This window comes from Mycobacterium colombiense, from assembly GCF_001665835.1.
Taxonomy (GTDB): domain Bacteria; phylum Actinomycetota; class Actinomycetes; order Mycobacteriales; family Mycobacteriaceae; genus Mycobacterium; species Mycobacterium colombiense_A.
On the sequence record NZ_LZSX01000031.1, the window covers coordinates 14,288 to 39,353 of the forward strand.

Annotated in this window: 25 protein-coding genes and 1 pseudogene; 20 read left to right on the top strand and 6 right to left on the bottom strand. The window is 67.7% G+C overall.

Annotated elements, in window-relative coordinates:
• Positions 1–2: 2 nt before the first annotated feature.
• The gene (locus tag A5760_RS26580) at positions 3–167 is read right to left on the bottom strand and encodes a hypothetical protein (protein WP_155764228.1); all 165 of its coding nucleotides are present in this window, start codon (positions 165–167) and stop codon (positions 3–5) included.
• Positions 168–427: 260 nt separating this feature from the next.
• Between A5760_RS26580 and A5760_RS06485 the strand changes: the two genes are divergently transcribed.
• From A5760_RS06485 to fadD1, 9 genes are read left to right on the top strand one after another with little or no spacing between them, the layout of a single operon-like run.
• Positions 428–1,606 (top strand): acyl-CoA dehydrogenase family protein, encoded by a 1,179-nt coding sequence (locus tag A5760_RS06485; protein WP_064878832.1) that lies wholly within the window; start codon positions 428–430, stop codon positions 1,604–1,606.
• Between the two features lie 21 nt (positions 1,607–1,627).
• Positions 1,628–2,746 (top strand): acyl-CoA dehydrogenase family protein, encoded by a 1,119-nt coding sequence (locus A5760_RS06490; RefSeq protein ID WP_064878834.1) that lies wholly within the window; start codon positions 1,628–1,630, stop codon positions 2,744–2,746.
• Complete coding sequence (locus A5760_RS06495) at positions 2,743–3,243, top strand: MaoC family dehydratase (protein ID WP_064878836.1); 501 nt, start codon at positions 2,743–2,745, stop codon at positions 3,241–3,243. The genes A5760_RS06490 and A5760_RS06495 overlap by 4 nt, the downstream gene beginning before the upstream one ends.
• Before the next feature lie 9 nt (positions 3,244–3,252).
• Positions 3,253–3,699 (top strand): MaoC/PaaZ C-terminal domain-containing protein, encoded by a 447-nt coding sequence (locus A5760_RS06500; protein ID WP_064878839.1) that lies wholly within the window; start codon positions 3,253–3,255, stop codon positions 3,697–3,699.
• Positions 3,696–4,898 carry a thiolase family protein gene (locus tag A5760_RS06505; RefSeq protein WP_064878841.1) on the top strand — a complete coding sequence of 401 codons (1,203 nt, stop codon included), beginning with the start codon at positions 3,696–3,698 and terminating at the stop codon, positions 4,896–4,898. Before A5760_RS06500 ends, A5760_RS06505 begins: the two co-directional genes overlap by 4 nt.
• Positions 4,899–4,900: 2 nt before the next feature.
• Complete coding sequence (locus A5760_RS06510; protein WP_064878843.1) at positions 4,901–5,302, top strand: Zn-ribbon domain-containing OB-fold protein; 402 nt, start codon at positions 4,901–4,903, stop codon at positions 5,300–5,302.
• Positions 5,299–6,291, top strand: a complete 993-nt coding sequence (locus A5760_RS06515) for an alpha/beta hydrolase (protein WP_231122563.1) — start codon at positions 5,299–5,301, stop codon at positions 6,289–6,291. The genes A5760_RS06510 and A5760_RS06515 overlap by 4 nt, the downstream gene beginning before the upstream one ends.
• Positions 6,288–7,883, top strand: coding sequence for a flavin-containing monooxygenase (locus A5760_RS06520; RefSeq protein WP_064878847.1), 1,596 nt, complete (start codon positions 6,288–6,290; stop codon positions 7,881–7,883). The genes A5760_RS06515 and A5760_RS06520 overlap by 4 nt, the downstream gene beginning before the upstream one ends.
• A gap of 24 nt (positions 7,884–7,907) precedes the next feature.
• Positions 7,908–9,524 carry a fatty-acid--CoA ligase FadD1 gene (fadD1, locus tag A5760_RS06525; RefSeq protein ID WP_064878849.1) on the top strand — a complete coding sequence of 539 codons (1,617 nt, stop codon included), beginning with the start codon at positions 7,908–7,910 and terminating at the stop codon, positions 9,522–9,524.
• Between the two features lies 1 nt (position 9,525).
• Here fadD1 and A5760_RS06530 read toward each other — a convergent pair whose 3' ends face one another.
• The gene (locus tag A5760_RS06530) at positions 9,526–10,395 is read right to left on the bottom strand and encodes a DMT family transporter (RefSeq protein WP_064878851.1); all 870 of its coding nucleotides are present in this window, start codon (positions 10,393–10,395) and stop codon (positions 9,526–9,528) included.
• 242 nt (positions 10,396–10,637) lie between these two features.
• Here A5760_RS06530 and A5760_RS06535 point away from each other — a divergent pair, with 242 nt between their 5' ends.
• From A5760_RS06535 to A5760_RS06550, 4 genes are all read left to right on the top strand, one after another.
• Positions 10,638–11,735: a ferredoxin reductase gene (locus A5760_RS06535; protein ID WP_064878853.1), complete on the top strand. Its 1,098-nt coding sequence runs from the start codon at positions 10,638–10,640 to the stop codon at positions 11,733–11,735.
• A 16-nt stretch (positions 11,736–11,751) separates the two neighbouring features.
• The gene (locus A5760_RS06540; RefSeq protein WP_064878855.1) at positions 11,752–13,164 is read left to right on the top strand and encodes a fatty acid desaturase family protein; all 1,413 of its coding nucleotides are present in this window, start codon (positions 11,752–11,754) and stop codon (positions 13,162–13,164) included.
• 141 nt (positions 13,165–13,305) lie between these two features.
• Complete coding sequence (locus tag A5760_RS06545; RefSeq protein ID WP_231122565.1) at positions 13,306–14,610, top strand: molybdopterin-dependent oxidoreductase; 1,305 nt, start codon at positions 13,306–13,308, stop codon at positions 14,608–14,610.
• A complete protein-coding gene (locus tag A5760_RS06550) occupies positions 14,603–15,097 on the top strand; it encodes a hypothetical protein (RefSeq protein ID WP_064878857.1) in 495 nt (164 codons plus the stop codon). Before A5760_RS06545 ends, A5760_RS06550 begins: the two co-directional genes overlap by 8 nt.
• Before the next feature lies 1 nt (position 15,098).
• Here A5760_RS06550 and A5760_RS06555 read toward each other — a convergent pair whose 3' ends face one another.
• Entirely contained in the window at positions 15,099–15,422 is a 324-nt protein-coding gene (locus A5760_RS06555) for an SHOCT domain-containing protein (RefSeq protein ID WP_064878859.1), read from the bottom strand.
• A 197-nt stretch (positions 15,423–15,619) separates the two neighbouring features.
• Here A5760_RS06555 and A5760_RS06560 point away from each other — a divergent pair, with 197 nt between their 5' ends.
• From A5760_RS06560 to A5760_RS06585, 6 genes are all read left to right on the top strand, one after another.
• Entirely contained in the window at positions 15,620–15,916 is a 297-nt protein-coding gene (locus A5760_RS06560; RefSeq protein WP_155764229.1) for a hypothetical protein, read from the top strand.
• A 36-nt stretch (positions 15,917–15,952) separates the two neighbouring features.
• A complete protein-coding gene (locus A5760_RS06565; RefSeq protein WP_064878863.1) occupies positions 15,953–17,575 on the top strand; it encodes a class I adenylate-forming enzyme family protein in 1,623 nt (540 codons plus the stop codon).
• Positions 17,562–18,335 (top strand): class II aldolase/adducin family protein, encoded by a 774-nt coding sequence (locus A5760_RS06570; protein ID WP_064878865.1) that lies wholly within the window; start codon positions 17,562–17,564, stop codon positions 18,333–18,335. The genes A5760_RS06565 and A5760_RS06570 overlap by 14 nt, the downstream gene beginning before the upstream one ends.
• 51 nt (positions 18,336–18,386) lie before the next feature.
• A complete protein-coding gene (locus A5760_RS06575) occupies positions 18,387–19,655 on the top strand; it encodes an amidohydrolase family protein (protein WP_064878867.1) in 1,269 nt (422 codons plus the stop codon).
• A 240-nt stretch (positions 19,656–19,895) separates the two neighbouring features.
• Complete coding sequence (locus A5760_RS06580) at positions 19,896–20,363, top strand: GbsR/MarR family transcriptional regulator (RefSeq protein ID WP_064878869.1); 468 nt, start codon at positions 19,896–19,898, stop codon at positions 20,361–20,363.
• Positions 20,360–21,181, top strand: a complete 822-nt coding sequence (locus A5760_RS06585) for a class I SAM-dependent methyltransferase (RefSeq protein ID WP_064878871.1) — start codon at positions 20,360–20,362, stop codon at positions 21,179–21,181. Before A5760_RS06580 ends, A5760_RS06585 begins: the two co-directional genes overlap by 4 nt.
• 8 nt (positions 21,182–21,189) lie before the next feature.
• On the opposite strand, the gene A5760_RS06590 is transcribed toward A5760_RS06585, so the two are convergent.
• Positions 21,190–22,209, bottom strand: a complete 1,020-nt coding sequence (locus A5760_RS06590; protein ID WP_064878882.1) for a nitronate monooxygenase — start codon at positions 22,207–22,209, stop codon at positions 21,190–21,192.
• Between the two features lie 114 nt (positions 22,210–22,323).
• Here A5760_RS06590 and A5760_RS06595 point away from each other — a divergent pair, with 114 nt between their 5' ends.
• Complete coding sequence (locus tag A5760_RS06595; RefSeq protein ID WP_064878884.1) at positions 22,324–23,925, top strand: arylsulfatase; 1,602 nt, start codon at positions 22,324–22,326, stop codon at positions 23,923–23,925.
• Between the two features lie 26 nt (positions 23,926–23,951).
• On the opposite strand, the gene A5760_RS06600 is transcribed toward A5760_RS06595, so the two are convergent.
• Together A5760_RS06600 and A5760_RS06605 are read right to left on the bottom strand one after the other, a co-directional pair.
• The gene (locus A5760_RS06600; RefSeq protein WP_064878873.1) at positions 23,952–24,617 is read right to left on the bottom strand and encodes a class I SAM-dependent methyltransferase; all 666 of its coding nucleotides are present in this window, start codon (positions 24,615–24,617) and stop codon (positions 23,952–23,954) included.
• Positions 24,618–24,715: 98 nt separating this feature from the next.
• Positions 24,716–25,045, bottom strand: a pseudogene (locus A5760_RS06605) (SecDF P1 head subdomain-containing protein); the annotation flags it as partial.
• Positions 25,046–25,066: the final 21 nt, after the last annotated feature.

Below are 25,066 nucleotides of genomic sequence, written 5' to 3' on the forward strand. Positions count from 1 at the left end.
TGTCAGGCGCCCCTGCGGACCAACTGCTCGGCCGCGGCGCGCATGCGGTCGGACAGCTGAAGCAGATCGTGCTCGCCCACGCCCAGCGGCAGCGTGTAAGCCAGTTGCCGCAATTCGACGGCGTAGTTGCGCATATCTTCGCGGAGGCGCATCTCAACAGTGGGCATGACTTCTCCCTTGGGTCCCTCGGGCCGGGCAGTGCCTGGTCCGCGTCGACCAGCCGATTGGAAAATCCTCGCAGCCCTTCCGCATAACCGCGAGGGTATCTACGCGTGTTAACGGGAGTTTGACAGCGTATTTACAGTTCGCGCGCCGGCGATGTCGGCGCTCGAGCGTGCCGCAATACCGAAATTCGCGGCGCCGTCTCGCCGTGGCGTTAGGCTGACGACGCTCGGTGAAAAGCATGCGGAAAGGCACAGGCGCCGGAATGGATTTCGAACTCGACGCTGGGCAGCGCGCCTGGCTCACCGAGGTCCGTGAATTTCTGCAGCAGAACGTCACCCCGGAATTGCGCGCCGAGCTCGCCAAGCACGACCTGGAATTTCGCGACGGCGAGGTGGCCCGATTTCGCCGCAAGATCGGGGCCAAGGGCTGGTTCGGGTTGAACTGGCCGCGCGAATATGGGGGACTGGGGCTCGGCGCCATTCACCTGCATCTGCTGATGAGCGAATTCGAATATTGGGGCGTGCCCGGTCCCGACCTGACGGTGACCTCGGTGGCGCCGATGATCATGCGGCATGGCACCGAGCGCAACAAAACCGAATGGCTGCCCCCGATCGCCAGGGGCGAAATGATCTGCGCGGTCGGCTATTCCGAGCCGGATGCGGGAACCGACCTGGCCAGCCTGCGGACCAGCGCCACGCTTGACGGCGAGGAATGGGTGATCAACGGCACCAAGATCTGGAACAGCGGTGCCCAGCGCGCGACGCACGAATGGCTCTGTGTCCGTACCGATCCCAGCGGCGCCCGGCATCGGGGCATTTCGGTCATCATCGTGCCGATCGACAGCCCGGGCGTCGACATCCGCCCGCTGTACGCCTGGTCGGGCTATCGGACCAACGAGGTGCACTTCCGTGACGTGCGGGTGCCGGTCACCAACCTGGTCGGCGAGGTCAACCGCGGCTGGACATACATCACCGGCGCACTCGATCTCGAACGCGGTGCGCTGACCAACGCCGGAGACCTGCGCCGTGCAGTCGAGGAACTGCACGAGCTGGCGCGACGGCCGCGGCGCGACGGGTCCGTGCCCGCGGCCGATCCATCGCTTCGCCGCCGGCTGGTGCAGGCCGAGGCCGACGTCGCGGTGGCCGTTCTGATGGGCTACGAGGCGGCGTCCATCCTCGACAGCGGCGTCATCCCCAGCGTCGAGGTCAGCGTGGAGAAGGTGTTCACCAGCGAGCTGCGCCAGCGCATCGCCGACCTGGCGCTCGACCTCCTCGGCCCCGACGGCCTGCTGGCGCATCGCAGCGAACAGGCCCCGCTGGCAGGCAAATTCGAGCGGCTTTACCGGGCCGCCCCGCTGATGCGCTTCGGCGGGGGTACCAACGAGGTGCTGCGCGACATCATCGCCCAGCGCGGGCACGCGATGCCCTCCTATGGACGCTGACGGGAGTTTCGCACACCGCCGATGAAGACGATCCCCACCGCCGAACAGCGCGAGTTCGCCTCGGCGTTGCGCGCCCTGCTGGCCGCCGAGAACCCGATCGCTCTGGTGCGTGCCCTCGGCGAACCCGGCGCGGACCGCGGCACGCCGGCGTTGTGGAAGTCGCTGGCCGATGCGGGCGTCTTCGGTCTGGCCATCGGCGAGGAGTACGGCGGCGCCGGCGGCTCGCTCGACGACCTCGCGGTCTTCTACACCGAGGCCGGCCGCGCGCTGTGCCCGACGACGGTGCACAGCAGCGTGCAGGCCGCGCTGGCCATCGACCAGCTTGGCTCACCGGACGCCAGGGCCCGCTGGCTGCCGCCGCTGGCGTCCGGGAGCGTCCGGGCCACCACCGCGCTGTGGAACGCCCGCGACGCCGCCGTCGTCGCCCCGCCGCTGCACGCCGACCCCGCCGGAGAACGGTGGCGGCTCAACGGCACCGCGGACTACGTCCTCGACGCCGACGTCGCCGAGCTCATCGTGGTGTCGGCCGCGGCGGCCGGGCGTACCCTGCTGTTCGTCGTCGACGTCCGCGATGTCAGCGCGGAACCGCTCGACATGGCCGGCGGGGTCCGGGCCTGCACGGTGCGCTTCGACGACGTCACGGCCGACGCGGCGTTCGACGGGGTCGACGCGCCGGCGCTACGCCGGCTGGCCAACACCGCCGTGGCGCTGGGATCGCTCGACCTGGTCGGCGTCGGCCAGGCCGTGCTGGACCGCACCGTCGACTACACCAGGCTGCGTCATCAATTCGGCCGGCCCATCGCGGCGTTCCAGGCCGCCCAGCATCTGGTCGCCAACATGCACATCGCGCTCGCGGCGGCGCGACTGGCCGCGCACGCGGCGGTGTTCTGGCTGGGGCGCGGCCGCGTCGCGACCAGGGAGACGGCCGTCGCGCGCATGCACGCGGCCGCCGCCGCGCGGCTGATCACGCTGGACGCCCACCAATTGCACGGCGGCATGGGCTATGTCACCGAGACCGACCTGCACCTGTGGAGCGAACGCGCCCGGCTCGGCTCGACATTCGGCGGCGGAGCCGACGTCGCCGCCTCCTGGCTGGAGCAGGCCATGCACGACGAGACAGACGAAGGGGAGCGCCGTTGAGCGGGGACAGTTTGATCGACGCCGAATCGGCATCGCGCGTGGGCACGGTCGCCGCGTCGGCGACCGGTGAGGTGAACCGGCGCGACTGGCAACGCTGGGCCGCGGCGGTGGGCGACCACAACCCGCTGTATTTCGACCCGGATTACGCCAGGGCCAATGGATATCGCGACATCATCTGCCCCCCGTTGTTCCTCCAATACGCGATCCTCGGCGTCTCGCCGCTCGAGTCGCTGCGTCCCGACGGATCGTCCGGCGCGGTCTCCGGCAGCCTGGCCTTCCCCCGGGCCCCCAAGCGGATGGCCGGCGGCGAGAGCTTCACGTTTCACCTGCCGGCCTATCACGGCGACGAGATCGAGATGGTCCGCACCATCTCCTCGATCGTCGAAAAGCAGGGCCGCTCCGGCAAATTCGTCCTCGTCACCTGGCACACGGTGTACCGCAACCAGCATGGCGACCTGCTGGCTGAAGCATCGACATCGATGATCGCCCGTCCCTAGGAGTGCGCCATGACCGACTCACAGGTCTTTTTCGAAGACGTCGCGGTGGGCGAGGACATTCCCGCGCTGACCGTCACCGTCGACGAAACCCAGCTGTTCTTCTTCAGCGCCGCCACCTACAACGGCCACCGCATCCACTACGACAAAGAGTGGGCCCGCGACACCGAAGGCTACGACAACGTCCTGGTGCACGGCCCGCTGCAGGCGGCGCTGCTGGCCCGCGCCCTGGGCGACTGGATCGGCGGGCGCGGGCGACTGGTGTCCTTCTCGGTGCAGAACCGGGCCGTCGCCTATCCCGGCGAAGCGCTCAGCTTCGGTGCCGAGGTCACCGGGAAACGGCTGAGCGACACGGGAACCGGGTTGGTCGACCTGGTCATCGCCGGGCGCCGCGACGACACGATCCTGATGCCGGGAATGGCGACGGTCGAGCTGCCGATGCGGGGAGCCCAGCCGTGACCGGGCTGCGCGGCGAGGCGGCCATCGTCGGAATCGCGGAGTTACCCGCCGAACGGCGTCCCACCCGTGCGCCGCTGTTCACCCTCGACCAGTACGCGGTGCTGGCGAAGATGGCGATCGCGGATGCCGGAGTCGATCCCGGCTGTGTCAACGGCCTGCTGACCCACGGCATCGCCGAGTCGGCTATGTTCGCGCCGGCCACACTGTGCGAATACCTGGGTTTGGCCTTGGATTTCGGCGAGCGCGTGGATCTCGGCGGGGCTACCGCCGCCGGAATGATCTGGCGGGCGGCGGCGGCCGTCGAACTCGGCATCTGCGAAGCGGCGCTCGCCGTCGTACCCGGATCGGCGTCGGTGCCCCAATCCGAGCGCCGACCCGCGCCCGGCCCGAATTGGTATGGGGCGTCGTCGAACAACTACGGCTCGCCGCAAGCCGAATTCGAGATTCCCTACGGCAACGTGGGCCAGAACGCGCCGTATGCACAGATTGCCCAGCGCTACTCGGCGGAATTCGGTTACGACCCGGCCGCGGTCGCCAAGATCGCCGTCGACCAGCGCACCAACGCGTGCGCGCACCCCGGCGCGGTGTTTCACGGCACCCCGATCACGGTGAACGACGTGCTGGACAGCCCGATGATCGCCGACCCGATCCACATGCTGGAAACGGTGATGCGCGTGCACGGGGGAGTGGGTGTGCTGGTCGCCAACGCCGACATCGCGCGCCGTGGCCGCCACCGCCCGGTGTGGATCAAGGGCTTCGGCGAGCACATCGCCTTCAAGACCCCGACCTATGCCGAGGATCTGCTGTCCACCCCGATCGCGCGCGCGGCCGACCGGGCATTCGCGATGGCCGGGCTGAACCGGTCCGATGTGGACGTCGCGTCGATCTACGACTGCTACACCATCACGGTGTTGATGAGCCTGGAGGATGCCGGATTCTGCGCGAAAGGCGAGGGCATGTCCTGGGTTAACGAGCACGACCTGACCTTTCGCGGTGACTTCCCGATCAACACCGCCGGCGGCCAGCTGTCCTTCGGCCAGGCCGGCATGGCCGGCGGCATGCACCACGTGGTCGACGGTGCACGCCAGATCATGGGCCGGGCCGGCGACGCGCAGGTGACCGACTGCCACACCGCGTTCGTGACCGGCAACGGCGGCATCATGAGCGAACAGGTTGCACTGCTCCTGCGGGGGGACTAGCCATGGTCCACCCCATCCCCGAGCCCACACCCGTCTCGCGGCCGTTCTGGGACGGCCTGGCGCAGCACCGGATCCTGGTGCAGTACTCGCCGTCGGCGCAGCGCTACGTGTTTTATCCGCGCACGCTGGCCCCGGGCACCCTGGCCGACGACCTGGAATGGCGCGAGATCGACGGCACCGGAACGCTGTACACCTTCACGATCGCCCGCCGGCCCACCGGCCCGCCGTGGCAAGACGCGCTGCCTCAGCTGCTCGGGGTGGTGCAGTGGGACGCCGGGCCGAAATTCAGCACCGAGCTGGTCGACGTCGACCCGGGCGACATCCGGATCGGGATGCGGGTGCGGCCGGTGTTCTACGATCTGCCTGAAGAGGGCATCACCCTCTTGAAATATCGGCCCGCATGACCTCGACGACGAGGTCGGAGGTGCACATGGACGACCCGCTCAACGGCGTAGTGCAGGCGATGCTGGACCAGTTGAACGCCGGATTCCCGCGCGTCGAGCGCCTGACCGGCCCGCAGGCGCGCGCCGCAGTGGCGCAGCGACGCATGCCGGTCGACAACCTCGACGACGTCCGCAGCGCCACCGACCGCACCGTCCCGGGGCCCGCCGGCGCGATTCCGGTACGCATCTACGAGCCGCACGGTGAGCCGCCGGGGCAGCGCGCGGCGATCGTGTTCTGCCACGGGGGCGGATTCGTCTTCTGCGACATCGAATCTCACGATGGATTCTGCCGGGCCCTGGCCCGCGGCAGCCAGGCCGTCGTGATCTCGGTCGACTACCGCCTGGCCCCCGAGCATCCCGCCCCCGCGGCGGCGCTCGACGCGTTCGCGGCGTTCGGCTGGACGGTCGAGCACGCCGCCGAGCTCGGCATCGACCCAGCACGCATCGCGGTCGCCGGGGACAGCGCCGGCGGCAACCTGGCCGCGGTCACCGCCATTCTCTGCCGCGACCGCGGCACCACCCCACCTGCCGCGCAGCTGTTGATGTACCCCGCGATCGATCCGAGCTTCGACACCGACAGCTATCACCGCTACGCCACCGGCTACTTCAACACCCGCGTCGCGATGCAGTGGTACTGGCACCAATACCTTGGCGCGCAAACGATTTTCGATCCGCCCTATCTGGTGGCCCCGGCCCGCGCCGATACTCATGCGGGCCTGCCGCCCGCGGTGATCGTGACGGCCGGGCTCGACCCCCTACACAGCGAGGGCTGCGACTACGCCCGCCGATTGCGCGGCGCCGGAGTGCCCGTCGTGCACCGCGACTTACCCGGGCTCTTTCACGGTTTCATGACGATGCAGGTGTTTCCACCGGCGGCATCGGCGCAGCATCTGGTCTGCGCCGATCTGCGCGAGCTGCTGCATCCGGCGGCCCGGAGCGCGGCGCCGTGACGGAGGTCAGCGACGTCATCGTCATCGGCGCCGGGTTCGCCGGCCTCTACGCCGTGCACCGGGCCGCATCCTCGGGCCTCTCGGTGCTCGCCCTCGAGGCCGCACCCGACGTGGGCGGCACCTGGTACTGGAACCGCTACCCGGGCGCGCGCTGCGACGTCGAAAGTGTGGACTACTCCTACTCTTTCGACGAGGAGCTGCAACGGAGTTGGCAGTGGACCGAACGCTTCGCCGCCCAACCCGAAATCCTGGCCTACCTGCAGCACGTCGCCGATCGTTTCGATCTGCGCCGCCACTACCGATTCGGCGTCGACGCCATCGGCGCCACCTTCGAGCGGGGACGCTGGCACGTCGACACCGCGGCGGGGGACAGCTATGCCGCACAGTTCCTGCTGTGCGCGACCGGCTGCTTGTCGGCGGTGAACCGGCCCAATATCCCGGGCGCCGAGACGTTCTCGGGCGAAGTGTATTTCACCGCCGCGTGGCCGCGCGAAGATCCCGAGCTGCGCGGCAAACGGGTGGGCCTGATCGGCACGGGATCGTCCGGCATCCAGGTGGCACCGATAATCGCCGCGAACGCCGAAAGCCTGGTGGTATTCCAGCGATCCGCGAACTACACGATCCCGATGCCCAACCGGCCGTGGTCGTCCGAGGAGCAGCGAGAAATCCAGGAGGAGTATCCCGAGCGCCGCCGGGTCTCCGCCTACGCGGCCGCGGGCACCCCGCACGGCACCTACCACAAGAACGCCCTCGACACCGACGCGCGCGAGCGGTCAGAAGCGCTGTGGAAGCGCTGGCGCGAAGGCGGCGTCCTGTTCGCCAAGACCTTCCCCGACCAGACCAGCGACCTGTCCGCCAACGACGTCGCCAGGACCTTCGCCGAGGAGCGGATCCGGGAGATCGTCGCCGATCCCGTTGTCGCAACGGATCTCATCCCGGTCGATCACCCGATCGGAACCAAACGGATCTGCACCGACGACGGCTACTATGCCACCTTCAACCGCGACAACGTCCGGCTGGTGAACCTGCGTCGCGAGCCGATCGAGGCGATCACCGCCGACGGCGTGCGCACCGGCGAGGCGGCATATCCCTGCGACGTGCTGGTCTTCGCGACCGGTTTCGACGCCATGACCGGGGCGCTGACCCGAATCGACCCGAAAGGCCCTGGGGGACAACGACTGCACGACGCCTGGGCCGACGGCCCGGTGACCTTCCTCGGCCTGATGGTGCCGGGGCTACCGAACCTGTTCACCATCAGCGGGCCGGGCAGCCCCTCGGTGCTGGCGAACATGGTGCTGCACGCTGAGGTTCAGGTCGACTGGGTCATCGATCTGGTGCGGGCGGCGCGACGCCAAGGGGTGAGCGAGGTGGAGCCACGCCGCGATGCGGCGCTCGCCTGGACCCGGCACGTGGGCCAGGCGGCCGACCGGACGCTGTTCCCCAAGGCGGCATCCTCGTGGTACCTGGGCGCCAACATCGAGGGCAAGAAGCGGGTCTTCATGCCCTACATCGGCGGCTTCGGCACCTACCGGCGCCACTGCGACCAGGTGGCCCGCAACGACTACGCGGGGCTGGTGCTGACCACCCGATGACGACGTCGAAGAGGAAGTGAACCAGTGCTGGAGACGGTTCAACAGCTACTGCGGCTGCGTCGCGACGACGACACCCCGGCGCTCGCCCACGGCGACCGCACCTGGACCTGGCGCGAGCACCTCGCCGAGGCAGCGGCGGAAGCCGCGGCGCTCATCGAGCTCGCGGATACCGCACGGCCGCTGCATGTCGGTGCGGTACTGGGCAATTCGCCGGCAATGTTGCGGGCCATGGCCGCGGCCGCGCTCGGCGGCTACGTGTTGTGCGGCATCAACACCACGCGACGCGGCGCCGGATTGCTGGCCGACATCCGGCGATCCGACTGCCAGATGCTGCTCGTCGACCCCGACCATCTCGAACTGCTGGATGGGTTGGACCTCAACGGTATCCAGGTGCTCGATGTGACCGGCGCGCGCTACGCCGACGCCGTCGCCGCGGCGCCACCGCTGGTTCCCGTTCGCGAGGTGGCGGCCGCCGACACCCTGATGATGATCTTCACCTCGGGCACCAGCGGTGAGCCGAAGGTGGTGCGGTTCGCCCATGGCATGGCGATCATGTGCGGTGCCAGCCTGATCTATCAATACGACGTCACCGCCGCCGACGTCTGCTACCTGGCGATGCCGCTCTTCCATTCCAACGGTGTCGCCGCCGGCTGGGCCGTCGCCGTCGGCTGCGGGGCCACCATGGTGCCGGCCCGGTTCTCGCCGTCGCGCTTCCTCGACGATGTCCGCCGCTACCGGGTGACGTACCTGAACTACGTCGGCAAGCCGCTGGCGTTGATCCTGTCCACCCCCGAGCGTCCCGACGACGCCGAGAACACGCTGCGGGTGGCGTTCGGCAACGAGGCCACCGATCGCGATATCGCAGAATTTGCAAGGCGTTTCGGGTGCCGGGTCGTCGACAGCTTCGGCTCCAGTGAATTCGCGGTCATCGTGGTGCGCGAAGACGGCACGCCGCCCGGCTCCATCGGCAAGCCGTACCCGGGCGTGAGCATCTACAACTCGACGACGCTGCGGGAGTGCGAGACCGCGCGGTTCGACGCGCACGGGGCGCTGACCAATTTCGATGACGCCGTCGGTGAACTGGTCAACACCCAGGGCGCGGGCCCCTTCGCCGGCTACTACAACGACCCGGGCGCTACCGCCGAGCGGATGCGGCACGGGATGTACTGGTCGGGCGATCTGGCCTACCGCGACGCGGACGGCTGGATCTATCTCGCCGGGCGGACGGCCGATTGGATGCGGGTGGACGGGGAGAATCTGGCGGCCGGCCCGATCGAGCGGATCCTGGCGCGGCTGCCCGACATCAGCCAGGTCGCCGTCTACGCCGTCCCCGACGACGGGGTGGGCGACCAGGTGATGGCCGCCCTGGTGCTGCGGCCCGGGGCGAGCCTGAACCCGGATGATTTCGAGAAATTCCTTGCCGCGCAAGCCGACCTGTCCCCGAAGGCGTGGCCGCGCCACGTCCGCATCAACGATCAGCTGCCCGCGACCGCGACGAACAAGATCCTCAAGCGGGCGCTGATCGCCGCGGGTGTCACCGCGCAGGACGGTGTGTTGTGGATGCGGCCCGCCCGCGGCACGAGCTATGTGCCGGTGGACGAAAGCGCGGACGGCCGTGCAGCATCGGTCCTCGGATCATGAACTAGCGGGCGGCCTCTTCCTCGGGGGCGGGCGCTTCGCCGAAGCGCGCCAGCACCAGGGTCCCCGACACGGCGACGGCGAATCCCGCGATCACCAGCCAGCCGAGCCCGTCGCGCGCGGTGTCACCCAGCCACACCACCCCGACGAACGCGGGCGCCAGCGTTTCCCCGACCACCATTCCCGCGACGGCCGTGGTCACCGACCCGCGGTGCAAGGCGGAGGTGAGCAACAGAAACCCCGCGGCGCCCCCGGCGGCGGCCGCATACAGGGCGGGGTTGGTGTAGAAGGAGCGCTTGGTGGGATCGATCGCGTCGACCAGGCGCACGCCCACCTCGACGACGCCGAAGCCGCTTCCGGCGCCCAACCCCAGTGCGAGCGCACGGGCGCGGTCGGGCAGACGCCCAGCCGCGGCACCGCCGACGAAGATCGCGGCCACCACGCCCAGCAGGGCCCAGCCGAGCCCGGCCGGGGCGTGCCGAAAGTGGCCCGGCCCGGCGGCGACGGCCAGGACGACCAGGCTGAGGCAGACGACGCCGACGGCCGCCCACTCGGCCGACGACAAGCGAGCCGACAACACCCACGCGGCGACCACACCGGTGACCGCGATCGAGGCGGCCAGCGCCGCCGCGACCATATAGATCGGAACCAGGCGCAGCGCGGCGACCTGCAGCGCAAACCCGACCACGTCCAGGCCGACACCGACCAGATAGCGCCACTGCCGCACGGCGCGCAACAGTAATACCGCGTCCACACCCGAGCCGCTGCCCGCTTCCACCGAGCGTGTCCCCGCCGCTTGCAGCACGGTCGCCGTCCCGTAGCAAAGCGAGCAGCCCAGCGCGAGGAGGAAGCCGATCAGCACACCCACCGACATTAGGCGCCGCGAGGCAGGCCGGCGCGGCGGATGATGCTGCGAAACACCTGAACAAACGTTTGGGTACCCCTTGCCCCGGGCACCTCACAAGTATCTATCTCCACAGCCCAAGATCGAGCACATAGCGGCCAGTGAACGGCTGAGATTTCCTTGTGCGCCGGTTTAACATGTGTCTAAGCCTGTGCACCAACAAGATTCAGATCGATGTTTAGTGTCGGTGTACAAGTGTGTACTCTGGGGACATGGCTGAACGGGGTGCCCAGCCCGACGTCCCTCGCGGGCGTCGGTTGTTTCTGCGGGCGGTGCGCCGGTTGTTCAGTCCGCTACAGCCCGACGATTACCTGGAAATGATCAATCCGCTGTGGACCACCAAGGAGCTGCGCGGAAAGGTCGAACGAGTCGAGCCGCAGGGCTCGGAGGCGGCGAGCGTGCTGATCCGGCCCGGGTATGAATGGCAGGGCCACAAGCCCGGTCAGTATGTGCGGCTGGGCGTGGTTGTCGACGGCGTCTACCACTGGCGAGCATATTCGTTGACATCGGACCCGGCGCCCGTCGACGGGTTGATCAGCGTGACGCCCAAGAGGGTCGACGGCGGCGTGGTGTCGCCATATCTGGTTCAGAAGATCCAGCCGGGGGATCTCGTGCGGCTTGGTGAGGTGGAAGGCGTATTCACGCTGCCCGAGCCGTTGCCGACCAAGATGCTGTTCATCAGCGCGGGCAGCGGTATCACGCCGATCATCAGCATGTTGCGCAGCATCGATCACGGCGGTGACTTCGGCGATATCGTGGTCATTCACTCCGCTCGCACCCGCGAGCAGGTCATGTTTTTGTCGGTCCTCGAAGAGTTCGACCGCCGCCACCCTGGGATGCGGCTGGATGTGCGCCTCACCGCCGAACGCGGCCGGCTGGAGCCAAGCGACTTGGACGAAGCGTGTCCGGACTGGCGCGAACGCGAAGCTTTCTGCTCGGGTCCCGGCGACATGCTCGACGCGCTGATCGAGCACTGGGAAAGCAACGGAGACCGCGACCGTCTGCACTTTGAGCGCTTCCAGCCCAAGATCGGCGGCGACGCCAACGCCGGTGAGGGCGGCACGGTGCAGTTCCTGGACAGCGAGAAGGACGTCGAATGTGACGGCGGCACATCGATTTTGGAGGCGGGGGAGAAGGCCGGTCTCAACCTCGCCTATGGCTGTCGAATTGGAATTTGTCATACCTGCGTCGGCACGCTGAAGTCGGGCAAGCTGCGTGACCTGCGCTCAGGTGAAGTAATCGAACCCACTGAACAAGACGTACGCATCTGCATCAACACCGCCGAAGGCGATGTTGAGCTCGAACTGTGATCGAAAGGAGCGGCTCGTGACGACTGCCGCCAAAGCGAAAACCACTGGGGGCGAGCTGCTTGCCCGCCTGGGCGAACAAGAACGTGAAAAACTCGCGAAGGAACTCGACGCGATTCACGACGACGTTTTCGCCGACTTGGGCGAGCGGGACCGGCACTACATCAAGACGGTCATCTCCGTGCAGCGCCAGATTGTCGTGGTCGGCCGCGTCCTGTTGCTCGGATCGCGCTCGAAAACCGCATGGGTCCTGGGCACGGCCTGCCTGGGAATGGCCAAGATCCTGGAGAACATGGAGATCGGCCACAACGTGATGCATGGGCAATGGGATTGGATGAACGATCCCGATATCCATTCCTCGGTGTGGGACTGGGATACCGCGTCGACCGCCGAAGCCTGGAAGCACTCACACAACTACATCCACCACACGTACACGAACATCCTCGGCAAGGACAAAGACCTCGGTTACGAGCTCTTGCGGATCGACCCGAATCAACGTTGGCACCCGCGGTTTCTTTTTCAGCCGCTGTACAACGTCTTGCTCATGCTGCTCTTCGAGTGGGGCGTGGCCATCCACGACATGGACATTGACGCCATCCGCACGCGCCAGAAGCCATGGTCAGAGGTGCGCGAGGATCTGCGAGGCATCGGGGGCAAGGCGCGCGCACAGATTTTCAAGGACTATCTCGGTTGGCCGCTGATCAGCGCGGGCGCCTTCGGCCTCGTCCAGTTGGCCTCAGGCGGCAGAATCAGCCAGCCGGCGCAGTCCCGCCTCGGCAAGGCGCTTCGTCGGGTGTCGAGCAGGGGACGGCTGGGGGCCACCGCCAGTTTCCTCGACAAGGTGTTGCCGGGGGTGGAAAGCACCTACCTGCGCACCCTGGGCGCCGACGCGGTGGCCAACGTCATCCGCAACGTGTGGTCGAACGCGATCATCTTCTGCGGCCATTTCCCCGACCAGACCTACACCTTCAGCCAGGAAGACGTCGAGGACGAAACCCGCGGCGGGTGGTATCTGCGCCAGTTGGTGGGTGCCGCGAACATCGACGGCAGCCCGCTGTTTCACGTCATCAGCGGCAATCTGGGTTATCAGGTGGAACATCATCTTTATCCGGACATGCCGAGCAGCCGATACTCGGAGATCGCGCCCAGGGTCAAGGACATCTGCGAGCGTTACGAGCTGCCATATAACTCCGGCCGGTTCTCCAAGCAGTGGCTGATGGTGCAGCGCACCATCCTTCGGCTGGCATTTCCCGGCGGAAAACCGCGCCGGAAGGCCGGGCCATACCGGAGCCCGGGCGGCCAGCCGGGTCCGCAACGGCCCAGCGAGGGCGCGCGGTTCCGTGACCGCGTCCCGCCCGAGCACCCGGCCGCCGGCCCCGAACACGAGTCCGGCGGTGTCGAAGTGCAGCCGCCGCCGCGCGGCAAGGACTGACCGCGCTGCAAGGACTGACATCGGGCCGTCGAGGCTGGGGCCTGTGAACGGTTTCGTAGGAGTTTGCGTCCGCAGGGCCCGCGTTCGGCGCTGATCTTCGGATCTGAACTAATTTTCCCGACGCGTCGTGGATCATCATCGATGATGCATGGCATCCCCACACCCGATACCGAAGACACCGAACCTAGCGGCGATCGCGCTGACGCCGCCCGGCTGTGGCGCAGCCCGCTGCGAGGACCATGGCTGACGTCGGTGTTCGGTTCGGTGCTGTTGGTGACGCTGCCGGTCGTCATCCTCACCGGGCTGCTGTCCTACATCGCCTACGGGCCGCGGTTCGGCCAGGCCATCCCCGGCGACGTCGGGTGGCTCAAGCTGCCGACCTTCGACTGGCCCACCGATCCGTCGTGGCTGTACCGGCTGACCCAGGGCCTTCATGTCGGGCTCGGGCTCGTCCTCATCCCGGTGGTGCTGGCCAAGCTGTGGTCGGTGATCCCGCGGCTTTTTGTGTTCCCGCCGGTGCGGTCGATCGCCCAACTGCTGGAACGGGTTTCGCTGCTGATGCTGGTCGGCGGGATCTTGTTCGAGATCGTGACCGGCGTGCTGAACATCCAGTACGACTACATCTTCGGGTTCAGCTTCTACACCGCGCACTACTTCGGCGCGTGGGTGTTGATCACCGGCTTCGTCATGCACGTTGCGATCAAGAGCCGGCGCATGTGGGCGGGTCTGCGCTCACTGCCGCTGCGGGACGTGCTGCGCACCGGACGCGCCGACACCGAGCCCCAGCCATGGCAGCCTGACGGTCTCGTCGCCGCCGACCCCGGCCCGGCGACGTTGAGCCGCCGCGGCGCCCTGGCGCTGGTGGGCGGCGGCGCGCTTTTCCTGGCGGTCATCACCGCCGGCCAGACGCTGGGCGGCTACACCCGGCCCGCCGCGCTGCTACTGCCGCGCGGGCGGCGGCCTGGAGGCGGACCCAACGACTTCGAGATCAACCGCACCGCGGCCGCGGCCGGCATCTCCACCGCGGACACGGCGGAGCGCTGGCGGCTCACCGTGAGCGGCGGCCCCCGGCCGGTGGCGCTGGACCGCGCCGCCCTGCTGGCGATGCCACCGCACACCGCCGTCCTGCCGATCGCCTGCGTCGAGGGCTGGTCGACCACCCAGACGTGGACCGGTGTGCGACTGGCCGACCTCGCCTATCTGGCCGGTGTGCCGGCACCGGAATCCGCGCGGGTGTCGTCGCTGGAACGCTCGGGCGCATTCACCGCCGCGACGCTGCAACGCAACCAGGTGCTGCACCCGGACGCGCTGCTGGCGCTGCGCGTCAACGGCGCCGACCTGTCCCCGGATCACGGCTTTCCCGCGCGGATCATCGTGCCCGCGCTCCCCGGCGTGCACAACACGAAGTGGGTGACCTCCATCGCTTTTCGGGCCGAACATGCATAGCGCCTTCGCACGGATCTACGGATCCCACCCGCTGCACCTGCTGACGATGATCGCCGGCTTCGCACTGCTGGGCTACGTCATCGCCGTCGTCAGACCCGTCACGCTGTGGAATTCGCATGTCTGGTGGCAATCGATCGTCGTCTGGTTCGCGGCCGCCGTCATCGCGCACGACCTGGTGTTGTTCCCCCTCTACGCCCTCGTTGACCGGATGTTGTCACGCGGCCGCGCCCGGCCTGGACGCGCCGCTGCCGTTGTGCCGGTGCTCAATTACCTCCGGGTGCCCGCGCTGGGCGCAGGCCTGACACTTCTGGTGTTCCTGCCCGGCATCGTCCGGCAAGGTGCCACCACCTACCGGGCCGCGACCGGCCAGGCTCAGGACCCGTTTCTCGGCCGGTGGTTGCTGTTGACGGCCGCGATGTTCGCGGTCAGCGCCGGCGTGTACGCCCTGAAGCTGGCAACGGCGCGCCGACGGGCGCGGTCGCGCTGACCTAGCTGTCGGAGATGATTTCAAGACGCCGGGCCCGGTATTCGCGGTCGGAGATGGCGCCCTGCGCATACAACATCTCCAGTTGCAGCAGCCGCTCCGATTGCGCGGGCCGGTGGTCGGGAGATTCCCTGTGCCGCAAGGCGTCCCACCCGTCACCCAGTTCGAGCAGACGCAGCGCGAACAGCACGCCGGCCACGGTCACCGGCAGGCCCAGATACAGCATCCATCCCAATGGCACGCCGGCCCGGCTCAGCGCGAAATAACGCGCCACCAGAAACAGGGAGACCACCACGCCGGCCGCCAGCACGATGACCTTGCTCTTCATTGGGGGAAATCCTTCGTGTCGTTCGCTGCGGACTTTTTCGGGGTCCCTAGGCAACTGCAAACCTCCTGCGTCGCTACCGATCCCAACTTGTGGCGACGTAAACCCTGCGGCTGACGCCTTGAAGAATCCTTGGAGTGTGCTCCTAGTTCGGCGTCGTGATCTGCGTGTCTACTGATGAGCAATTACTGTTGTGCCTTGTGGGAACGCCCAACGCCAGGACACGTGCCGCGCTGTGCGGGTGCGTGACCGCGGTTGTCCTGGCCGCCGGCCTCCCGTCAGGCGGCGCGCCGGCGGCCACCGCCACGCCGTCGGTCGTGACGCCCGCGCCACCGGCCCCGGGCGGTGCCGTGCCGGTGCAACCCGTCGGGGGAGGCGGCTGCATCATCGGCCTCAATTGCGGGTGCATTCGCAACATCACCTGCCCGTCGCCGCACCCGCGCCGCCCGAGCGTCGACAGCAATCAGCACCCTGCGCCCGCCCCGCCGAATCCCTAGCGCCGAAACCGCCGGCGGCTTTCCTATCATTTGGTGATGAGCGCCGGCGGGCTGGAAACCGTGGACTCGCCGGCGTTCGCCGACGAGGACCCGGCGCGCTTTCGTGCGGCCGGCTGGTGGTGCGACACGACGCTGTCGGACGCGGTGCGTCGCAACGCCGAACGGACACCGGACCGCCTCGCCTACCTCGACCACGGCGGATCCGCCTTCACCTGGACCGAATTCGACTGTGCCGCAAATAATTTAGCTGAGACATTGGCCGGTGCCGGCGTGGCCCGCGGCGACCGGGTGGCCGTATGGCACGGCGATTCCGCGGCCATTCATGTGCTGTTCGTGGCGATCGAACGCTGCGGCGCGGTGGTCGTCGGCGTCGGCGCGCGCGCCGGTACCCGCGAGGCGTCGGCGATCCTGCGCACCGCCCAGCCGAAGATCCTGATCAGTGACCCACCTCGGGCGGGCGCCGCCGCGGATGTGGCCGACGAACTGCGGGTGCCCGGCGTGGTGTTGAGTGACGACGGCGGGACGCTCCGGCTCGACGTCGACGCCGAGCCCACGGCACCGGCTGCCGGCTGCGAACTCGGCCCCGACGACGTCTTCCTGATCAATTCGACGTCAGGCACCACCGGGCTGCCCAAGTGTGTCGTGCACACCCAGAACCGTTGGCACTACTTTCACCAGAAAGCCGTCGCCAACGGCCTGCTGACGAGCGACGAGGTATTCCTGCCGGTCATCCCCACCCCGTTCGGGTTCGGGCTGTGGACCAGTCACACCACCCCGATCTACCTCGGCGCCACCGCGGTGATTCTGGACCGGTTCACCACCAAGGCCACCTGCGAGGCGATAGCCCAACATAAGGTCACCGTATTGTGTTGCGTCAGCACGCAATTGACCATGCTGATGGCGGATCCGGCCAGCCGCGGCCACGACCTCAGTTCGCTGCGCGTCGTGTACACCGGCGGGGAGGCGTTGCCGTATCGGCCCGCGGCCGAGTTCGAGGAGCTCACCGGCGCCAAAATCCTGCAGTTCTACGGCTCCAACGAGACCGGGATGCTCAGCGCCACCACCGTCGACGACTCGCGCGAGCGCCGGCTGCGCACCGGAGGCCGCCTCATCCCCGAAATGGAGGTCCGGCTGTTCGACGGGGACCGCGACGTCACCGCGACGGGACGCGGCCAGCCCGCGTGCCGGGGGCCGGCGACCAGCCTCGGCTACCTGGGCGGGACCGACCACGACAAGCTGTTCACCCGCGACGGGTGGATGCGCATGGGCGACCTCTGTGAAATCGACGCCGACGGCTACCTGCGCGTCACGGGACGTACGTCCGATTTCATCGTGCGCGGCGGCAAGAACATCAGCGCCAGCCAGGTCGAAGACGCCGTCATGACCCATCCCGCCATCGCGATCGCGGCTGCCGTCGCGATGCCCGATCCGGTGTTCGGCGAAAAGGTATGCCTCTACGCCGAACTCACCGACGCTGCCACCGTCGACCTGCCCGAACTCGTCGAACACCTGCTGGCGCTGGGCGTTTCCAAGGAACTGCTGCCCGAGCGGCTCATCGTGGTCGACGAGTTGCCGCGCTCATCCGGCGGAAAGATAGCCAAAGGCCGGCTGCGCGAGGATATTGGAGCCAGAATGGAGGCCGGTCATGAACGCTCCTGATGCACGCCGCGGCGGGTTGGAAGTCTGGGCGCCGTCGGTGGTTCCACCCGTCGGCGTCGACCTGTCGAATCGGCAGGCCTTGGCCATCGCCTTCCGTCACCTGGCCGGCATCGGGTTCGCCGAGAACATGGCCGGGCACATCACCTGGCAGCTCGACGGCCAGACCGACATGTTCGTCAATCCGTGGGGGCTGTGGTGGCAGGAGATCACCGCGTCCGACATCTGCGTGGTTGACGGGGAGGCGCGGGTGGTCAGCGGGCGCTGGGATGTCACCCCGGCTATCCACATCCACACCGAACTGCACCGGGTGCGCGACGACGCCCGAGTGGTGATCCACAACCACCCGTATTACGTCTGCGTGCTCGCCGCGTTGGGCAGGCTGCCCGAGCTGGTGCATCAGACCGGTTCGCTGTTCCTCGACGACCTGTGCCTGGTCGACACCTACGACGGCGAGATCGACAGCCCCGCGCGCGCCGCGGAACTCGCCGCGCGGATCGGCGGCGCCAACCTGACGATCCTGGCCAACCACGGCGTCATCGTGACCGGCCGCAACCTGCCCGAAGCCGTTTACCGTGCGGCATCGATCGAACGCGTCTGCAAGCTGGCCTATGACGTCCTGCTCACCGGCCGGGATCCGGTGCCCATGAACTGGTCGGACATGGCCGGCATGCAACGGTCGCTGGTCGAGCGGGCGGCCGATGTGTACTGGGCCGGGGCGGCGCGCATGACCATCAAGGCCGACGCCGATGTGCTCACCTGAACGAGTGCCGGCCTACCGCTCAATGACGCCGCCCCGCAAGGAGATTGACGAGTGAAATCGATCGACGAGCTGGCCACCGACCTGAGCTTCACCACGGCGAAGACCGGCACGGAGCGCTCGGTCACCTTCCTGCCCGATCCGCCCCGGGCCGCGCGCCGCTACACGGTGATCTCGGTGGACGATCACATCGTCGAACCCCCCGACACCTTCACCGGCCGCCTACCCCGCAAGTATGCCGACCGGGCGCCGAAAGTCGTCGAGACCGACGGCGGGGGACAGACCTGGGTCTACGACGGCAAGGAACTGCCGAACGTCGGCTTCAACGCTGTGGTCGGCCGGCCGGTGGCGGAGTACGGATTCGAGCCCGTCCGATTCGACGAAATGCGCAGGGGCGCATGGGATATTCACGCCCGCGTCAAGGACATGGACCTCAACGGCATCTACGCCTCGCTGAACTTCCCGTCGTTCCTGCCGGGCTTCGCCGGGCAACGGCTACAGCAGGTGACCAGCGACCGCGACTTGGCGCTGGCCTCGGTGCGGGCTTGGAACGACTGGCATTTCGACGTCTGGGCGGGGTCGTATCCCGATCGGATCATTCCCTGCCAATTGCCGTGGCTGCTCGATCCGGAACTCGGCGCGACGATGATCCGCGAGAACGCCGAGCGCGGCTTTCACGCGGTCACGTTCAGCGAGAACCCGGCGATGCTGGGGTTGCCAAGCATTCACACCGACCACTGGGATCCGCTGATGGCGGCTTGCGCCGAGACCGGGACGGTGGTGAACCTGCACATCGGATCGTCGGGGTCGTCGCCGTCCACCACCGCGGACGCGCCACCGGACGTGCAGGGTGTGCTGTTCTTCGCCTACGCCATTTCCGCCGCGGTCGACTGGCTGTACTCCGGGCTGCCCAGCCGATTCCCCGACCTCAAGATCTGCCTGTCCGAAGGCGGAATCGGTTGGGTGGCCGGCCTGCTCGATCGCCTCGACCACATGCTCAGTTATCACGCGATGTACGGCACCTGGCAGGCGCTCGGCGAGCCCTTGACCCCGGCGGAGGTGCTGACCCGCAACTTCTGGTTCTGCGCGGTCGAGGACAAGTCCTCATTCGTACAGCGCGACCGGATCGGCGTCGACAACATCATGCTGGAAGCCGACTACCCGCACTGCGACTCGACGTGGCCGCACACCCAACAAACCATTCACGAGCAGATCGGCGATCTGCCGCCCGACGTCATCCGAAAATTCAGCTGGGAGAATGCGTCTCGGCTATACCAGCACCCGGTGCGGGCCGCAGTGCAAGAGGACCCCGAGGCGTTCTGACCGGGCGCGCGCCGCCCGAGCGCAATGCGCAAAACCGCGAGAATCGCTCGTTGCGTGGCTATCGCGCACAAGCGAGCCATGGCCCGTGTCGGCCCGTAACTTCGATCGCAACGAGGTGCCCGGCCCCCCTTCCAGGGTGCCGTGAGCTGACGCTCGATCCGTCCGGCCCCGAACGTGGTTCCCTATACCGGCCGATCGGTGTAAGTTACGTTTAGTACGTACTGAACGAACTGGAGGCGCATGTCCCCGGAAGAGGCCGAGTTCGTCGACCGCCTCGGGCTGTTCTTCGAGCTGCTGGGCGCAACCCGAACCATGGGCCGGGTCTATGGCTGGCTGCTGATCTGTGATCCACCGCAGCAGTCATTGACCCAGCTGACCGAGGCGTTGGCGGTGAGCAAGGCCTCGATCAGCACGGTCGCCCGCCAGCTACTGGACGGCGGCATGGTCGAGCGGCTGCCCAGCTCGAACCGTCAGCACCTGTACCGCGTCAGGCCGGGCGGATTCACCAGCGTCCTGGAAACGCAGCTGTCACTGATGCGGCTGGGCATCGAACCCGCCGAGTTCGCGCTGTCGGTGCTCGGCGAGGACCGCGCCGAACAACGCCAGCGCGTCGAGGACTTCCGCGACTTCTGTGAATTCTGCACCCAGGCCTACGGCGATCAGCTCATGAAAATGTGGACCGAGTATCGGAAAAGGAAAAAGCCATGACCGCGACGGAAATAGTCGACTTCAGCTCCGTCCCATGGGGTTCGGTGGAGTGGACCAATCTCGTCACGCTGTACCTGCGCGCGCATGAGAGCCGTACGGGGCGCCCGATTCTGGGGGATCGGGCGGCCGCGGAAGCGGTGGACCGGATCGCGTATGACTTCAAGAGAATTCACCGGATGTCGTGGCCGGCGGCCAATCAGTACCTGGTCGCACTACGGGCCAGGCAGCTCGACGACTGGTGCGCGGATTACCTTGCTCGGCACCCGGATGCCGTTGTGCTGCACCTGGGTTGCGGACTCGACGGCCGCTTCTTCCGGCTCGCCCCACCGCCTTCGGTGGTATGGTTCGACGTCGATCAGCCGAGTGTGATCGGGCTCCGCCGCCGGCTCTACGACGACACCGATCGCTACCGGATGATCGGCTCGTCGGTGACCGAACTGCAGTGGCTCGATCAGGTCCCGACCGGACGCCCGACGCTGATCATTGCCGAGGGCCTGCTGATGTACCTGCACGAGCACGAAGTGCGGCGCCTGCTGCAGCGCCTGACCGATCGATTCACCAGCGGGGAAATGCATTTCGACACGCTCTCCGCGCTGGCACCGCTGATGTCCAAGCTCTTCACCCGGGGAATCATCAAGTGGGGCATCCGGGACGCGCGCGAGATCGCCTCCTGGAATCCCCGACTGCGGTTTCTCGAGCAGTCACCAGTGCTGGCCGACTACAACCGGATTCCGTCGGCCGCGGTGCGGTTGATCTACCGGTTGACCTGGATGACGGCAGGTCGCCACTACGACGTGCTGAACCGTTTCGAATACTAACTAGCCGGTCAGAGGTCGGACGCCAGCCGGCGCAGAATGTCGGCGGCCGACTCCGCGGTCGCGTGCCGGTAACCGGTGCCCGCCCAGAGGTGGACGTAGTCCGGCCTGCCCGCCGCCGCCGCGGCCTTGCGCAGCGGGCTGGTCAGGTAGTGGATGGCGGGATAGCCGGCCGGCGCCTCGGCTTCATGGGCGTCGATGAACGCGTTGCGCAGGCCGCGGGCCGGCCGGCCGGTGAAAGCGCGGGTCAGCACGGTCTCGGTGTACGCGGGATCGGCCAGGGCCGCCTGATGAGTGGCCGAGGCGCCGCTCTCGGTGGCGCGCAACAGCACGGTGCCGACGGCGGCCGCGGTCGCGCCCGCGCGGATCACCTCGGCCACCGCGGCGGGGGTAGCCAGCCCGCCGGTGGCCATCACCGGCAGCGGCACCTTCGCGACGACTTCCTTGACCAGGTCGACGATTCCGACCGGCGTCAACGGCCGCTGCGGCGAGAGGGTGCCGGAATGGCCGCCGGCCTCGGCCGCCTGCACGACGAGCATGTCGACGCCCGCGTCGTGCGCCCGCGCCGCCTCGTCGGCCGTGGTGACCGTCTGCACCACAACGCTGTTGGCGCGTTGCAGCGCGGCGATCACGTCGCGCGACGGAATGCCGAAAGTGAACGACACCATCGGAACCGGGTCGTCGAGCAACAGCGCGATCTTTTCGTCGAATCTGTCGTTGTCCTCGATGGGCTCGGGTGGCAGCGTCAGCCCGAACTGGTCGGCCTCGGCCTGGATGATCGCGGCGTAGGCACGGTAACGCTGCGGGTCGACCGGCACCGGGTTGGGCGCGAAGACGTTGACGCCGAATGGGATTGCCTCGGCGCGAACGGCTTTGATCTCGGCCTCGATGGCGTCAACGGTCTTGTATCCGGCCGCGAGCAAGCCCAGCGCGCCCGCGCGGGTGGCGGCCGACACCATGGCCGGGGTGGTCGGGCCGCCCGACATCGGCGCCGCCACTAGCGGAACGGACATTCCAAACTGCGCCAACATCTCCACGACCTTTCTCGGTGCCGCCGCGTAAACCTCGCCTGCCTCGACCCTATCGGCGCCGAGCCGGTGCGGCAGCATTCCGCGGCGGCGGCCGACCTGGCAGGATGCTTGAGCGTGACGCCCCCCAACTTCCTTGTGATCGTTGCAGACGACCTCGGGTTCTCCGACATCGGTGCGTTTGGCGGCGAGATCGAGACGCCCAACCTCGATCGGCTGGCCCACGCGGGTATCCGGCTCACCGATTTCCACTCGGCACCGGCCTGCTCACCGACCCGGGCGATGTTGCTGACCGGGACCGACCACCACATCGCCGGCATCGGCACCATGCTCGAGGTCGCGTCCCCGGAATTCCGCGGCGCGCCCGGGTACGAGGGCTACCTGAACGACCGGGTCGTCGCGCTGCCCGAACTGTTGCGCGACGCGGGGTATCTGACGCTGATGTCGGGCAAATGGCACCTGGGCGCCACGATCGAGACGTCGCCATGGGCGCGCGGTTTCGAGCGCTCGTTCGCCCTGCTGCCGGCCGGCGCCAGTCATTACGGCGGTTCGGGAGCGCGCGGATTCTCGCCCGTGCCAACGCTTTACACCGAGGATGACCAGTTCGTCAGCGTCGGTGACGACTTCTATTCGTCGGACTCCTATACCGACAAGCTTCTGGGTTACCTGGATGAGCGCGCCCCCGACGACGACAGGCCCTTCTTCGCCTATCTGCCCTTCCAGGCCCCGCACTGGCCTCTGCAGGCGCCCGACGAATCCGTCGCGAAATATCGAGGCCGTTACGACGCCGGGCCGGACGCGCTGCGTGCAGAGCGCCTGGCCGCACTCAAGCGGCTCGGTCTGTGTCCGCCCGATGTCGTCGCACACCCGGTGGTGGCCGATGGCGCTCCGGAGTGGGCCGACATGACCGACCAGCAGCGCGCGCGCTCGGCCCGCAGCATGGAGGTCTACGCCGGGATGGTCGACCGGATGGACCACAACGTCGGCCGGGTCATCGACTACCTCTCGGCCAGCGGGGAACTCGACAACACCGTCGTCATCTTCATGTCCGACAACGGCGCCGAGGGCGCGATCGTGGAGGCGATGCCGCTGCGCGGTCCGCAGATCGCCGCGCAGATCGAAAAGCATTGCGACAACAGCCTGGACAACCTGGGCCGGCCCACGTCGTTCATCTGGTACGGCCCCCGCTGGGCGCAGGCCGCCACCGCGCCGTCACGCCTGCACAAGGCGTTCACCACCCAGGGAGGAATCCGCGTGACCGGATTCGTCACCTGGCCCGGCTTCGCCCGGCAACAACAGATCGGCACCGCGTTCAGCACCGTCATGGACATCGCGCCAACCCTGTTGGAGCTGGCCGGGGCCACGCACCCGGGCACGTCCTACCGTGGCCGCGAGGTGGCCCCGATGCGCGGCCGCTCGCTGGTGGACTACCTGACGGGCGCCGCGGAGACCGTGCACGACGCAGGAACCGGCACGGGCTGGGAGCTGTTCGGCCGTCGCGCCATCCGGCAGGGCGACTGGAAGGCGCTGTACCTCCCGCCACCGTATGGGCCGGGCAGCTGGCAACTCTACGACCTGTCTTCCGACCTCGGCGAGATCGACGACCTGGCCGAGGCGCGGCCCGACAAGCTGGCCGAGCTGCTGGCGCTGTGGGATCGCTACGTCGAGGAAACCGGCGTGATCCTGGATCCCGTCTCGGTCTACGACGTCCAATTGTGACCCTCCGACCAGCACGTCACCAAAGGTCAGGTGCTGGGTCGATGGGCCTCAAACAGCTCGACTGAACCACTGTGCCGCGCAACCAGGACTTCCAGGCCCGCATCCCTGAGCCAGCGCTGCACGTCACCAGCCTGGGGCGTGATCCCAAAAAAGCCGGCCGCCTGCAACGCCGTCACAAAACGATCCTGACGCCAGCCGCGACCACGCACACACGTGCTTCCGCGAAGTATCCCACCGGGCTTGAGCACGCGGGCAAGCTCGAAAACCGCCGCTCGCGGGTCAGGAAGACAATGCAGACCGTTGAACGTCAATGCCAGGTCAAAGGTGTTGTCCTGGAAGGGTAAATCTGTGATATCAGCCTCGGTGAACTCCATGAGGTCGGCCACACCCAACTGAGTTGCCCGGCTGCGCGCCCGCCTCAGCATGTCCGAGGAAATGTCGGCGGCCACGTAGCGGCAATCCTGCCCAGAGCGCAAGCCACGAAAGGCAAAGCCACCACCGCACGGGATGTCAAGTACATGGGCGCCGGCGCGAGCTTCGCCGACACGCTGAACCTCTTCTAGCAGATCGTGTAACGTCAATCCCCACAACGCTTTTGCGCCCACCCCAGCGACGCTGTCGTGCATTGCAGCCGTGTTATACAACGCCGATGCCACCCGAGCGGCACGCCAGCGGTCCGTTACCTGCCCCATCCGCTGACTCTAACTGGAAACGATCAGCCGCACGCAGCAATTCTGGCGGGCGATAAGCTCAGCGGCGTGTACGGAGGGTCGCGACGGCCCCGAGGACATCATGCGGGGCGACCCACCAATTGGGCCAATTGCGCCGCGCCCTGGGCCGTTTGGGTGGTCAGCACGATCCGCCCGGACGTGGCCGGTTGTTCGATGATCGGCGCCTCCAGGACCATGTTGTCCCGGATGAAGGCCATGTGGTCCTGCAGATGCGCGCCCGTGAATGTGGTCCACGCGGCCGCCGACGGCGGATCCAGCACGAGGGTCAGTTCATAAAAGTCCGCGGTCAACGACTTCGGTGGATCGACGCGGACGAGCCCGAGCTGCATGGTCTCGGGTCCCAACGTATAGACGGTGGTTCGCCCGATGTCACAGGTGGTAAGGACATCGGCTGTCTCTTATACACATCT